The organism is Amycolatopsis rifamycinica (assembly GCF_000695625.1).
Taxonomy (GTDB): domain Bacteria; phylum Actinomycetota; class Actinomycetes; order Mycobacteriales; family Pseudonocardiaceae; genus Amycolatopsis; species Amycolatopsis rifamycinica.
Window position 1 is genome coordinate 113,381 of the sequence record NZ_JMQI01000039.1, and the last position, 13,576, is coordinate 126,956.

At 69.6% G+C, this 13,576-nt stretch carries 9 protein-coding genes; 5 read left to right on the plus strand and 4 right to left on the minus strand.

The annotated features are described in order from the left end of the window. The first annotated feature begins 675 nt into the window (after positions 1-675). Positions 676-4,179: a DNA-directed RNA polymerase subunit beta gene (gene rpoB / locus DV20_RS18410; RefSeq protein WP_043781872.1), complete on the plus strand. Its 3,504-nt coding sequence runs from the start codon at positions 676-678 to the stop codon at positions 4,177-4,179. An 87-nt stretch (positions 4,180-4,266) separates the two neighbouring features. Next, positions 4,267-8,178, plus strand: a complete 3,912-nt coding sequence (locus DV20_RS18415) for a DNA-directed RNA polymerase subunit beta' (RefSeq protein ID WP_043781873.1) — start codon at positions 4,267-4,269, stop codon at positions 8,176-8,178. Between the two features lie 57 nt (positions 8,179-8,235). Here the strand turns inward: DV20_RS18415 and DV20_RS18420 are convergent, their stop codons facing one another. Both DV20_RS18420 and DV20_RS18425 read right to left on the minus strand, forming a co-directional pair. Beyond that, positions 8,236-8,691: a nitroreductase/quinone reductase family protein gene (locus tag DV20_RS18420; protein WP_043781878.1), complete on the minus strand. Its 456-nt coding sequence runs from the start codon at positions 8,689-8,691 to the stop codon at positions 8,236-8,238. After that, complete coding sequence (locus DV20_RS18425; protein WP_043781880.1) at positions 8,688-9,467, minus strand: glucose 1-dehydrogenase; 780 nt, start codon at positions 9,465-9,467, stop codon at positions 8,688-8,690. The genes DV20_RS18420 and DV20_RS18425 overlap by 4 nt, the downstream gene beginning before the upstream one ends. A 102-nt stretch (positions 9,468-9,569) precedes the next feature. Between DV20_RS18425 and DV20_RS18430 the strand changes: the two genes are divergently transcribed. Then, the gene (locus DV20_RS18430) at positions 9,570-10,208 is read left to right on the plus strand and encodes a TetR/AcrR family transcriptional regulator (protein ID WP_043781883.1); all 639 of its coding nucleotides are present in this window, start codon (positions 9,570-9,572) and stop codon (positions 10,206-10,208) included. A gap of 15 nt (positions 10,209-10,223) precedes the next feature. Here the strand turns inward: DV20_RS18430 and DV20_RS18435 are convergent, their stop codons facing one another. Then, a complete protein-coding gene (locus DV20_RS18435; protein WP_043781886.1) occupies positions 10,224-11,009 on the minus strand; it encodes a M15 family metallopeptidase in 786 nt (261 codons plus the stop codon). A 47-nt stretch (positions 11,010-11,056) separates the two neighbouring features. Beyond that, the gene (locus DV20_RS18440) at positions 11,057-11,557 is read right to left on the minus strand and encodes an Lrp/AsnC family transcriptional regulator (protein WP_043781887.1); all 501 of its coding nucleotides are present in this window, start codon (positions 11,555-11,557) and stop codon (positions 11,057-11,059) included. Between the two features lie 95 nt (positions 11,558-11,652). Between DV20_RS18440 and DV20_RS18445 the strand changes: the two genes are divergently transcribed. Both DV20_RS18445 and DV20_RS18450 read left to right on the plus strand, forming a co-directional pair. Next, positions 11,653-12,834 (plus strand): MFS transporter, encoded by a 1,182-nt coding sequence (locus DV20_RS18445; RefSeq protein WP_043781890.1) that lies wholly within the window; start codon positions 11,653-11,655, stop codon positions 12,832-12,834. A gap of 61 nt (positions 12,835-12,895) precedes the next feature. Then, positions 12,896-13,537, plus strand: a complete 642-nt coding sequence (locus DV20_RS18450; protein ID WP_235190871.1) for a zinc ribbon domain-containing protein — start codon at positions 12,896-12,898, stop codon at positions 13,535-13,537. The last annotated feature ends 39 nt before the right edge of the window (positions 13,538-13,576 follow it).

Sequence of the window (13,576 nt, forward strand, 5' to 3'; positions counted from 1 at the left end):
CCGGCCCCCGGTGAGCCCCGGCCCCCGGTGGCCCTCGCCGGCGCGCCTCGAGCCGGCCCGCCCCCGTGCCCGGACCACCGCCCCGCGACCACCACCCCACGATCACCCGGCCCCGTGCCGCCACCGCCCTGGAAGCGCTCTCCGCCGCCCCCGCGGCGACCCCGCCGCAGCGCCCGGACCCCGAAAAATCCCCACCGACACGCCCGGGCTCCCTCCGGCCTCGCGGGCCGCGCCATGACCCACATCACGCCGTAAAACCCCAGGTAGGACCCCCAAGGTGGCGTTACCGGCCGGTAGCTGGAATGATATTCGGCCGCTCACGCTCCGCTGAACCTCTTCCACGCTGCGCCAACCGGCGGGACCCCCGTGTGGCATCTTGACTGGAAGCGCCGGTGGGGTCACGCTTACTCCCGACGGCGAAACCGGGGCCCTTGCGGGAGGGACCACCGGCTCGCCCGGAGGCATACCTGAAGACGTTGCGAAGCAGGCTGGGCCCCATCGGGAGCGCCCCCTGGACAAGCCGCGACGTTCGGGCTAGACTGTCTCTTTGCGCTGCCCTCTTTCAGGCTGCCCGGAGCCGGTAGTTAGGATAGTGGGCACACGGCACCCTTGACAGTCGCTGATAGCTGTTGCTATGGCGGCCGTCACCGCTCATTGTCCCCGGAAGGACGCATCTTGGCAGTCTCTCCCGCGAACCAGGCCACTGCTGCGACCACCTCGGCTGAATCTCGCTCGGAGGCCACGGGAATCCCCGGCGCGCCCAAGCGGGTTTCCTTCGCAAAGATTCGCGAACCCCTGAACACCCCCAACCTGCTCGACGTCCAGATCCAGTCGTTCCAGTGGTTCACCGGGGACGAAGCGTGGTTCCAGCGCCGTGTCGAGGAAGGTGAAGAGAACCCGGTCGGCGGCCTCGAAGAGGTCCTCAACGAGATCTCGCCGATCGAAGACTTCTCCGGTTCGATGTCCCTGTCCTTCTCCGCCCCGCGCTTCGACGAGGTCAAGGCCTCGATCGAGGAGTGCAAGGACAAGGACATGACGTACGCGGCCCCGCTGTTCGTCACGGCGGAGTTCGTCAACAACAACACGGGCGAGATCAAGAGCCAGACGGTCTTCCTCGGCGACTTCCCGGTGATGACCGACAAGGGCACCTTCGTCATCAACGGCACCGAGCGTGTCGTGGTGTCCCAGCTGGTCCGCTCGCCGGGTGTCTACTACTCGAAGGACATCGACAAGACCTCCGACAAGGACGTCTTCAGCGTCCGGGTCATCCCGAGCCGGGGTGCCTGGCTGGAGTTCGACGTCGACAAGCGCGACACCGTCGGCGTCCGCATCGACCGCAAGCGCCGCCAGCCCGTCACCGTGCTGCTGAAGGCGCTCGGCTGGACCACCGAGGCGATCCGCGAGCGCTTCTCCTTCTCGGAGACGCTGCTCGCCACCCTCGAGAAGGACCACACCGCCGGCACCGACGAGGCGCTGCTCGACATCTACCGCAAGCTCCGCCCGGGCGAACCGCCCACGAAGGAGAGCGCGCAGACCCTGCTGGAGAACCTGTTCTTCAAGGCGAAGCGCTACGACCTGGCCAAGGTCGGCCGGTACAAGGTCAACAAGAAGCTGGGCTTGTCGACGCCGATCGACAACGGGACGCTGACCGAAGAGGACATCGTCACGATCATCGAGTACCTGGTCCGGCTGCACGCCGGCGAGGACAAGATGACCGCCGCGAACGGGACCGAGATCCCGGTCGAGACCGACGACATCGACCACTTCGGCAACCGCCGCATCCGCACGGTCGGCGAGCTGATCCAGAACCAGATCCGGGTCGGCCTGTCGCGCACCGAGCGCGTCGTCCGCGAGCGCATGACCACGCAGGACGTCGAGGCGATCACCCCGCAGACCCTGATCAACATCCGCCCGATCGGCGCGGCGATCAAGGAGTTCTTCGGCACCTCGCAGCTGTCGCAGTTCATGCAGCAGACGAACCCGATCGACGGCCTGACCCACAAGCGCCGCCTCAACGCGCTGGGCCCGGGTGGTCTGTCGCGTGAGCGCGCCGGCATGGAGGTCCGCGACGTCCACCCGTCGCACTACGGCCGGATGTGCCCGATCGAGACGCCGGAAGGCCCGAACATCGGCCTGATCGGCTCGCTCTGCTCGTACGCGCGGGTCAACCCGTTCGGCTTCATCGAGACGCCGTACCGCAAGGTCGTCGAGGGCCGGGTCACCGACCAGATCGACTACCTGACCGCGGACGAAGAAGACCGGTTCGTCAAGGCCCAGGCCAACGCGCCGATCTCGGACGACGGCACCTTCGTCGAAGACCGGGTCATGGCCCGCCGCAAGGGCGGCGAGGTCGAGCTGATCGACCCGCTCGACATCGACTACATGGACGTGTCGCCGCGGCAGATGGTCTCGATCGCGACGGCGATGATCCCGTTCCTCGAGCACGACGACGCGAACCGCGCGCTGATGGGCGCGAACATGCAGCGTCAGGCCGTGCCGCTGCTCCGCAGCCAGGCGCCGTACGTCGGCACCGGCGTGGAGCTGCGCGCCGCGATCGACTCCGGCGACATGCTCGTCGCCGAGCAGTCGGGTGTGGTCGAGGAGCTGTCGGCCGACCTGATCACGGTCATGCACGACGACGGCACGCGGAAGAGCTACAGCCTCTACAAGTTCCGCCGCTCGAACCACGGCACCTGCTTCAACCACCGCCCGATCGTCAACGAGGGCGACCGGGTCGAAGCCGGCCAGGTCATCGCCGACGGCCCGTCCACCGAAAACGGTGAGGTGGCGCTCGGCAAGAACCTGCTGGTCGCGGTCATGCCGTGGGAGGGCCACAACTACGAGGACGCGATCATCCTCTCCGAGCGCCTGGTGCAGGACGACGTGCTGACGTCGATCCACATCGAGGAGCACGAGATCGACGCCCGCGACACGAAGCTGGGCGCCGAGGAGATCACCCGGGACATCCCGAACGTCTCCGAAGAGGTCCTCGCTGACCTCGACGAGCGCGGCATCATCCGCATCGGTGCCGAGGTCCGCGACGGCGACATCCTGGTCGGCAAGGTCACGCCGAAGGGCGAGACCGAGCTGACCCCGGAGGAGCGCCTGCTCCGCGCGATCTTCGGCGAGAAGGCCCGCGAAGTCCGCGACACCTCGCTGAAGGTGCCGCACGGCGAGACCGGCAAAGTCATCGGCATCCGCGTGTTCTCGCGCGAGGACGACGACGAGCTGCCGCCCGGCGTCAACGAGCTGGTCCGCGTCTACGTGGCCCAGAAGCGCAAGATCCAGCCGGGCGACAAGCTCGCCGGCCGGCACGGGAACAAGGGTGTCATCGGCAAGATCCTGCCGGTCGAGGACATGCCGTTCATGGAGGACGGCACCCCGGTCGACATCATCCTGAACACCCACGGTGTGCCGCGACGGATGAACATCGGCCAGATCCTCGAACTGCACCTGGGCTGGCTGGCCTCGCAGGGCTGGACGATCGAGGGCGACCCGGACTGGGCGAAGAACCTTTCGCCCGAGCTCCGCGACGTCGCGCCGGGCACGAACACCGCCACCCCGGTGTTCGACGGCGCGAAGGAAGAGGAGCTCACCGGGCTGCTCAGCGCGACCAAGCCGAACCGCGACGGCGAGCGGATGGTCAAGGAGAACGGGAAGGCCAACCTGTTCGACGGCCGCTCCGGCGAGCCGTACCCGTACCCGGTCGCGGTCGGCTACATGTACATCCTGAAGCTGCACCACCTGGTCGACGACAAGATCCACGCCCGCTCCACCGGTCCGTACTCGATGATCACGCAGCAGCCGCTGGGTGGTAAGGCGCAGTTCGGTGGCCAGCGCTTCGGTGAGATGGAGTGCTGGGCGATGCAGGCGTACGGCGCCGCCTACACGCTGCAGGAGCTGCTGACGATCAAGTCGGACGACGTGGTCGGCCGCGTCAAGGTGTACGAGGCCATCGTCAAGGGCGAGAACATCCCCGAGCCGGGCATCCCGGAGTCGTTCAAGGTGCTCCTCAAGGAGCTCCAGTCGCTGTGCCTCAACGTCGAGGTGCTCTCCAGCGACGGCGCGGCGATCGAGATGCGCGACTCCGACGACGAGGACCTCGAGCGCGCCGCGGCGAACCTCGGCATCAACCTGTCCCGCAACGAGTCGCCCTCGGTGGACGACGTCGTGCACTGATCGCGAGCTGAGCTGGGCCCCACCTCCCGCGGGGCCCAGCTCGCCCGCCAACCCCTCTAGCCGAAACAACCCCAAGGGGATCTAGACGTGCTGGACGTCAACTTTTTCGATGAGCTCCGCATCGGGCTCGCCACGGCCGACGACATCCGTCAGTGGTCGTACGGCGAGGTCAAGAAGCCGGAGACCATCAACTACCGGACGCTCAAGCCCGAGAAGGACGGCCTCTTCTGCGAGAAGATCTTCGGCCCGACCCGGGACTGGGAGTGCTACTGCGGCAAGTACAAGCGCGTCCGCTTCAAGGGCATCATCTGTGAGCGCTGCGGCGTCGAGGTGACCCGCGCCAAGGTGCGCCGCGAGCGGATGGGCCACATCGAGCTGGCCGCCCCGGTCACCCACATCTGGTACTTCAAGGGTGTTCCCTCCCGCCTGGGCTACCTGCTGGACCTGGCGCCGAAGGACCTCGAGAAGATCATCTACTTCGCTGCTTACGTCATCACGGGCGTGAACACGGAGCTGCGTCACAACGACCTGCCGACCCTCGAGAACGAGATCGGCGTCGAGCGCAAGAACCTCGAGACCAAGCGTGACGCCGACATCGAGGCCCGCGCGCAGAAGCTCGAAGCCGACCTGGCCGCGCTGGAGGCGGAGGGCGCCAAGTCCGACGTCCGCCGCAAGGTCAAGGAGGGCGGCGAGCGGGAGATGCGCCAGATCCGCGACCGCGCCGGCCGCGAGCTGGACCGCCTCGAGGAGGTCTGGACGACCTTCACGAAGCTCGACACCCGCCAGCTGATCGCCGACGAGCTGCTCTACCGCGAGCTCGTCGACCGCTACGGCGAGTACTTCACCGGCGGCATGGGCGCGGAGGCCATCCAGAAGCTGGCCACCGAGTTCGACGTCAACGCCGAGGCCGACAACCTGCGCGACACCATCCGCAACGGCAAGGGGCAGAAGAAGCTCCGCGCGCTGAAGCGGCTCAAGGTCGTCGCGGCCTTCCAGGCCACCGGCAACGACCCGCGCGGCATGGTGCTCGACGCCGTCCCGGTGATCCCGCCGGACCTGCGCCCGATGGTGCAGCTGGACGGTGGCCGCTTCGCGACGTCGGACCTGAACGACCTGTACCGCCGGGTGATCAACCGGAACAACCGCCTCAAGCGGCTGATCGACCTCGGCGCGCCCGAGATCATCGTCAACAACGAGAAGCGGATGCTGCAGGAGGCCGTCGACGCGCTGTTCGACAACGGCCGCCGCGGGCGTCCGGTCACCGGCCCGGGCAACCGGCCGCTGAAGTCGCTGTCCGACCTGCTCAAGGGCAAGCAGGGCCGGTTCCGCCAGAACCTGCTCGGCAAGCGCGTCGACTACTCGGGCCGTTCGGTCATCATCGTCGGCCCGCAGCTGAAGCTGCACCAGTGCGGTCTGCCGAAGGACATGGCGCTCGAGCTGTTCAAGCCGTTCGTCATGAAGCGGCTGGTCGACCTGAACCACGCGCAGAACATCAAGTCCGCCAAGCGGATGGTGGAGCGCTCGCGGCCGCAGGTGTGGGACGTGCTGGAAGAGGTCATCACCGGCCACCCGGTGATGCTGAACCGCGCGCCGACGCTGCACCGCCTCGGCATCCAGGCCTTCGAGCCGCAGCTGGTCGAAGGCAAGGCCATCCAGCTGCACCCGCTGGTCTGCGAGGCGTTCAACGCGGACTTCGACGGTGACCAGATGGCGGTGCACCTGCCGCTGTCGGCCGAGGCGCAGGCCGAGGCCCGGATCCTGATGCTGTCGGCGAACAACATCCTGTCGCCGGCGTCGGGCCGTCCGCTCGCCATGCCGCGGCTGGACATGGTGACGGGTCTGTTCCACCTGACCCGCCTCACCGAGACGGCCGAGGGCGCGGGCAACGCGTACTCGTCGCCGGCCGAGGCGATCATGGCCTACGACCGCAAGGCGCTGAGCCTGCACGCCCCGGTCAAGATCCGCATCACCGACCGTCAGCCGGCGAAGGCCGACGAGGCGCGGCTCGCGGAAAAGGGCTGGGAGCCGGGCAAGCCGTGGCTGGCCGAGACCACCCTGGGCCGCGTGCTGTTCAACGAGCTGCTGCCGGCGGACTACCCGTTCATCAACGAGCCGATGCCGAAGAAGCGGCAGGCCGCGATCGTGAACGACCTCGCCGAGCGGTACTCGATGACCCAGGTCGCGCAGACGCTGGACAAGCTGAAGGACGCCGGTTTCTACTGGGCCACCCGTTCGGGTGTCACGGTGGCGATCTCCGACGTCCTGGTGCCGGAAGGCAAGAAGGCCATCCTCGACGAGTACGAGGGCAAGGCCTCCCAGGTGGAGAAGCGCTACCAGCGCGGTCAGCTGTCGCACGCCGAGCGCAACAACGAGCTCGTCAAGGTGTGGACGCAGGCCACCGAAGAGGTCCACAAGATCATGGAGACGGCGCTGCCGGACGACAACCCGATCGCCATGATCGTGAAGTCGGGCGCCGCCGGTAACATGACGCAGGTCCGGTCCCTGGCCGGTATGCGTGGCCTGGTGTCGAACCCGAAGGGTGAGTACATCCCGCGTCCGATCAAGGCCAACTTCCGTGAGGGCCTGTCGGTGGCGGAGTACTTCATCGCGACGCACGGTGCCCGGAAGGGTCTGGCGGACACGGCGCTCCGGACCGCCGACTCGGGTTACCTGACCCGGCGTCTGGTGGACGTCTCGCAGGACGTCATCGTCCGCGAGGTCGACTGCGGCACCACCCGCGGCATCATGATGCCGATCGGCGAGGACATCGGCGACGGCAAGGTCCTGCGCGACCAGCACGTCGAGACCTCCGTGTACGCGCGGAACCTCGCGACGGACGCGGTGGACGCCAAGGGCAACGTCGTGCTGAACGCCGGCGACGACATCGGCGACCCGGCCATCGACAAGCTGCTCTCCAGCGGCATCTCGAAGGTCAAGGTCCGCTCGGTGCTGACCTGCGAGTCGGTCGTCGGTATCTGCGCGACCTGCTACGGCCGCTCGATGGCGACCGGTCTGCTCGTCGACGTCGGCGAGGCCGTGGGTATCGTCGCGGCCCAGTCGATCGGTGAGCCCGGTACGCAGCTGACGATGCGTACGTTCCACCAGGGTGGTGTCGCCGGTGACGACATCACGACCGGTCTGCCGCGTGTCCAGGAGCTGTTCGAGGCCCGCGTCCCGAAGGGCAAGGCGCCCATCGCCGACGTCGACGGCCGCGTGCGGATCGAGGAGAGCGAGCGGTTCTGGAAGATCACCCTCATCCCGGACGACGGGGGCGAGGAGATCGTCTTCGACAAGCTGTCCAAGCGGCAGCGGCTCGCGAACACCCCGAACGGCCCGCTGGGCGACGGCGACCACGTGCACGTCGGTCAGCAGCTGCTCGAGGGCACGCCGGACCCGCACGAGGTCCTGCGGGTCATGGGGCCGCGCGAGGCGCAGATCCACCTGGTGGACGAGGTCCAGAAGGTGTACCGCGCCCAGGGTGTGTCGATCCACGACAAGCACATCGAGGTCATCGTCCGGCAGATGCTGCGCCGGGTGACGATCATCGACTCCGGGTCCACGGACTTCCTGCCGGGCGAGCTGCCCGAGCGGACCAAGTTCGAGGCGACGAACCGGGCCGCGGTCGCCGAAGGCGGCGAGCCAGCTTCGGGCCGTCCGGTGCTGATGGGGATCACGAAGGCGTCGCTCACCACGGACTCGTGGCTGTCGGCGGCGTCGTTCCAGGAGACCACGCGAGTCCTGACCGACGCGGCGATCAACGGCCGCTCGGACAAGCTCGTGGGCCTCAAGGAGAACGTGATCATCGGTAAGCTGATCCCGGCCGGTACGGGCATCAACAAGTACCGCAACATGCAGGTGCAGCCGACCGAGGAGGCCCGGGTCGCGGCGTACGCGATCCCGTCCTACGACGACGGCTACTACACCCCGGACGTGTTCGGTACGGGTACCGGTGCCGCGGTTCCGCTGGACGACTACGACTTCGGCCGCGACTTCCGCTGAAGCTGAGTCACACGGGAAAGGCCCCCGCCGGGTTTCCGGCGGGGGCCTTTCCCGTGCTCACGGCCGATCGCGGAAGCTGATGCGCATCAGCCGGCTGTCGGCCCAGTCTTCGAGCCGCGTCGGCCGGATGGTGCCGGGGTCGTGGGGCTGGTTGAGGTCCGCGACGATCTCCGCCAGCACGGCCTGGCGTTCGGCCGGGTCGGTGACCGGCGTGGCCCGGGCCGGCAGATCGGCCCGGATGCCGTGCTTGAGGTGGAAGGTGAAGTCGGGATCGGCGAGGAGGTTCGCGTACCAGCCGGTCGCGGCACCGCCGGCGCCGCTGCACAGGTACGTCTCGCCCGCGGCTCGGTAGAAGAAGATCTCGATGCGGCGTGCCCGGCCGGTGCGGCGCCCCCGCGTCGTGATGTCGATGATCCGTTCCCCGGTGCCCGCGGCGGGGGTGATCTCGATGGCTCGCCGGAGGGGGCCGGGCAGGTGGGCCGACGACGACCCGGCCGGGTCCGGACTGCTCATGCGGCTTCGGCCTGGAGGGCGGGGCCGAGGAGGAGCCCGCCGTCGATGACGTACTCCGACCCCGTGACGAACGACGCGTCCGACGACGTGAGGAACAGGAGCAGCCGGGTGACGTCGGCGGGCTCCCCGAGCCGGGGGATGGCGAACGGCTCGGGTGAGTAGAACTCGGCGATGGCCGCGGTGGCGCCGGCGGCCGGTTCGTGGATGAACGGCGTCGAGATCACGCCGGGGTGGATGGTGTTCACGCGGATGTGGTCCCGGCCGAGCTCGAGTGCCGCAGTCTGGGTGAGGCCTCGCACGGCCCACTTGCTGGCGACGTAGGGCGCGTAGTGCGCGGTGCCGCCCAGACCCATCGTCGAGGCGATGTTGACGATGGCTCCCCCTGCCGCGCGGCGCAGAGCCGGGGCCGCGGCCTTGATGCCGAGGAACGTCCCGGTGAGGTTGATGTCGAGGATGCGCGACCAGGTGGCCTGGTCGGTGTTCTCGATCGTGGCCGGCGGGTTCTGCACGCCCGCGTTGTTGACGAGCACGTTCAGGCCGCCGAAGGCGCTCTCGGCGGCCAGCACGGCGGCGGACCACGAGCTCTCGTCGGTGACGTCGAGGCGGACGAAGCGCGCGCGAGTCCCGAGCTCGCCGGCGAGGGCGGCGCCGCGGTCCGCGTCGATGCCGCCGATGACGACGTTCGCTCCCTCCGCGTGGAAGGCGCGCACGTGGCTCGAGCCCTGGCCGCCGGTCCCTCCGGTCACCAGCACGGTCTGGTTGTCGAAGCGGGGCATGGGTGTTCCTCCGGTAGGTGGTGAGCCGGTCGACTCACCATGCTCCCGACAGTAGGTCGGCCGCAGTGGCGAGTCAAGCCACTCACCTCGTATGCTCGGGCCATGAGCCGGGTCGTGCCGACGTATCACCAGCGCGTCGCCCAGGAGAAGCGCGCGCTGATCGTGACGGCCGCGACGGCGCTGTTCCTCGAGCTGGGCTACGACCGGACGTCGCTGGCGCGGATCGCGGAGCGCTCGGGCGTTTCGCGGGCCACCTTGTTCAAGCAGTTCCCGACCAAGGCGGCGCTGTTCGACGCCATCGTGACCGAAGCCTGGTCGACCGCCGAGGAGGAGGATCCGCCGCCGGCGGGCAACGTCGCCGACGGGCTCGGCGTCCTCGGCCGCCGGTACGCCGCGCTGCTGGGCCGGACCCGGATGACCGACCTGTTCCGGATCGTCATCGCCGAGCTGCCGCGGTTCCCCGAGCTGGCCCAGGCGCAGTTCGTCCACGGGAAGATGCCGTACTTCGAGTCCGTGCGCAGCTACCTGCTGGCCGAGCGCGCGGCGGGAACGGTGCGGATCGACGACGTGGACCTCGCCGCCACCCAGTTCCTCGGCATGATCTCCAACTACGTCTTCTGGCCGACCCTCCTGGTGCCGGGCTGGGAGGTCAGTGCCGAACGCGTCGCCGAGGTGGTCGACGAGGCCGTCCGCACCACCGCCGCCCGGTACGCCACGCCGGGACCGTCCACTCAGGACTGAGGAGGCGCTTTTCGTTCAGCGCAGGCTTCCCCGGGACACCGGGAAGTCGAAGTACGTGTCCGGGAACGGTTCGCCGTTCAGCGTGAAGTGCCACCACTCCTCGGGCAGGTTGCGGAACCCCGCCGCGGCCATCGTCGAGCGCAGCAGGTCGCGGTGCTGCCGGGCGGCACCGGTGACGGCCGGGTTGTCGGTGTGGGCGAGCGGGTCGAAGCAGTCGTAGCCGGTGCCCATGTCGACGGTGTTGTCCGGGAACCGCTGCTCCCGCGGCGCGAAGCACGGGACGAGCGGCTCGCCAGGAACGTAGGGCCGCTGGACCGGCGGCGGGATGCGGACCAGCGTCAGGTCCATGGTGCTGCCGCGGCTGTGCCCGGACTTCTCGGCGATGTACCCGTCGGCGAAGAGGCGGTCCTTGGCGACGTTGGGGTAGAACTCCGCCTTCATCTTCTCGTCCGCGAGGTCCTTCGCCCACCGCACGAAGTGGTCGACGGCGCGCTGCGGCCGGTAGCAGTCGTACACCTTGAGCGTGTAGCCCCGCCGGACCAGCTGGGCCTGCGCCTCCCGCAGGCCCTCGGCGGCCTGCCGGGTCAGGATGCACAGCGGCCGGCGGTACCCGTCGATCCGGCGGCCGACGAAGTTGTGCCGCGTGTCGTAGCGGATTTCCTGCAGGATCGACGGTGCGACGTCGGAGAGCGCGACGAAGGCGCCGGACGTGCCGGCCTGGGCGGGGGTGGGGACGGCGAGACCGGCCGTCGCGGCGAGGGTGACGGCGAGGGCGCGCACCCGGCGAGTGAAGATCGGCATCCCTCTCGTCTAGCAGCCGGGCGCCCGGAACTCAGCCGCCCTTCGGGTCACGACCAGCCTTCCGAGGTCGTCGCGCGCAGGAAGTCGTCGGACGGCGGCTGCACCGGCCGTCCCTCGAACTGCGTCGACAGCACCACCGACGACCGCAGCTCGCCGTGCTTGCCCAGCCGTTCCAGCAGGCCCTCGAAGTGCTCGAGGGACGCGGCCCGGATCTTCAGCATGGTGCAGTGGTCGCCACTGAGCCGGTGGATCTCGACGACCTCCGGGTAGTCCTCCGACTTCGACGTCTTCAGCAGGCAGCTGCTCAGCGCGCAGCGCATCTCGACGAACGCCCGCAGCGGCTGGCCCGCGCGCCGCGCGTCGACCTGGGCGCGGTAGCCGGTGATCACCCCGGTCTCTTCGAGCCGCCGCACCCGCTCGGCCACCGCCGGCGCCGACAGGTTGATCCGTCGGCCGAGCTCCTTGAACGACAACCGCCCGTCGGCCTGCAGCAGCTCCAGCAGCCGCCAGTCGACGTCGTCCAGCGTCTTTTCCGAACGCAAGGTCATGGCCCCCATCTTCCTTCCGAAGCGGGGGCCGGGCGAGCGAAATCCCGTTCATCGTCCCTTCGAACGACGGCCGGATTTCCCTAACGTTGCTGCTCATGGGGATATCGGAGGTGACCGGCCGGACCCGGTCCATGGGGGCGCTGTTCGCGGGCGTCGCGCTGCTCAACACGGCCATGGTCGGCCTGACGACCGCGGCCACGCTGATCGTCGCCGCCGGCAGCGGCGCGGCCTGGAGCGGACTGCCGAGCGTGGCGAGCGTGCTCGGCACCGCGGGTGGCGCGTTCGGCGCCGGACTGCTGCTGCCGGTCCACGGCCGCCGCCGCGTCCTGGTGTGCGGGTACGGCGTCGCGGCGCTCGGCTCGCTGGTCGCGTTCACCGGCGCGCTGGCGACGGCGGTGCTGCCGCTGCTGCTGGGCATCCTGCTCGTCGGCGTGGGCAACGGCGGCGCCCAGCTGTCCCGCTACCTCGCCGCGGACCTCTACCCGCAGGAACGCCGGGGCCGCGCGCTGGCCACCGTCGTCTGGGCCGGGACGGTCGGCGCGCTCGCCGGCCCGGCGCTGATGGCGCCCGCCGCCGACGCCGCCACCGGGTTCGGCTGGCCGTCGCTGTCCGGGCCGGTCGCGGTCGCCGTGCTCGCCACGGCGGGCGCGGCACTGGCGGCGGCCCTCCTGCCGCGGCACATCCCGCTGCCGCGGGAAAAGCCGGTGACCGCGGCACGCGGGCCGGTGCGCTCGCCCGCCGTCGTGCGGCCGCTGGTCGCGATGGTCGCCGCGCAGCTGGCCATGGTCGCGGTGATGACCATGACGCCGTTGCAGCTGCAGAGCCACGGGCACGGCCTCGACGCCGTCGGCTGGGTGCTGAGCGCGCACATGATCGGCATGTTCGCGCTGGCGCCGCTGTCCGGCCGGATCGCCGACCGCTGGGGCCCGGCCGTGGCGGTCAACGCGGGCCTCGGCGTGCTGGCCCTGGCGACGGCGACCGCGCTCGCGGCCCCGACCGCGCACACGTCCGGGCTGCCGGTGGCGCTGTTCCTGCTCGGCTACGGCTGGAACCTGGTGTTCGTCGGCGGGAGCGCGCAGCTGAGCCGCGACCTCGCCCCGGAGACGCGCAGCCGGGTGCAGGGGACGGTGGACGCGGTCGTGTGGTCGGCCTCCGCGCTGGCCGGCCTGGGCTCCGGGCAGCTGTTCGCGGGCGGCGGGTACGGGCTCGTCGCGGTCGTCGGCGGGGTGCTGGCTCTGGTCCCGCTGGTGCTGCTCGTGCCCCGTGACGGCCGGTAGCCGGACCGTTGTCGGCAAATGTCTCGTCGCCGCGGCCGCGGCGACGCGGCCAAGATGGGCCGTGGCTGACTCTGTGCCCTTCACGGACAACTTCTCGGACCTCTCGAACACGCAGGGGTACCAGTTCGAATTCCGCTGCGAGCGCTGTGGCAACGGGTTCCGCTCCGCCTTCCAGCGCGACAACGTCGAGACGGGCCGAAGCGTGCTCCGCGCGGTGGGTTCGTTCTTCGGCGGCACGCTGCGCGACCTGAGCTATTCGGCCGACCAGTGGCGCTACGACCGCGCGACGAACTCGCCGGCCAAGGACCGGGCCCTGGCGGCGGCGGTGGCGGAGATCACCCCGAGCTTCCGCCAGTGCCGCGGCTGCGGCGACTGGATGTGCCACAGCCAGTGCTGGAACGAGGAGATCGGCCAGTGCCTGCGCTGCTCGCCCAGCGTCACCGAGGAGATCTCGCGCGCCCAGGCGGCGGCCCAGCGCGACCAAATCTGGGACAAGGCCCGCGAGCAGGACTGGACGGCGGGCCTGGACGTCGGCACGCGAGCGAAGGTCACCTGCCCGGGCTGCGGCCTGAAGACGGACGGCGGCAAGTTCTGTTCGTCGTGCGGCACGTCGCTGGCGCTGAAGGTGACCTGCGGTGGTTGCGGCAGCGAGAGCGGCAAGCCGGGAGCGCTGTTCTGCTCGGATTGCGGCGCCAAGCTCTGAGCCGAGTCCTCCGGAAACCGGGGTTTACCCGCCCTTTCC

Bases quoted from the DNA above. Each gene is read 5' to 3' on its own strand.
- DV20_RS18420 (WP_043781878.1), bottom strand. From the start codon at position 8,691: ATGAGCAGTCCGGACCCGGCCGGGTCGTCGTCGGCCCACCTGCCCGGC.
- DV20_RS18425 (WP_043781880.1), bottom strand. From the start codon at position 9,467: ATGCCCCGCTTCGACAACCAGACCGTGCTGGTGACCGGAGGGACCGGC.
- DV20_RS18430 (WP_043781883.1), top strand. From the start codon at position 9,570: ATGAGCCGGGTCGTGCCGACGTATCACCAGCGCGTCGCCCAGGAGAAG.
- DV20_RS18435 (WP_043781886.1), bottom strand. From the start codon at position 11,009: ATGCCGATCTTCACTCGCCGGGTGCGCGCCCTCGCCGTCACCCTCGCC.
- DV20_RS18440 (WP_043781887.1), bottom strand. From the start codon at position 11,557: ATGACCTTGCGTTCGGAAAAGACGCTGGACGACGTCGACTGGCGGCTG.
- DV20_RS18445 (WP_043781890.1), top strand. From the start codon at position 11,653: ATGGGGATATCGGAGGTGACCGGCCGGACCCGGTCCATGGGGGCGCTG.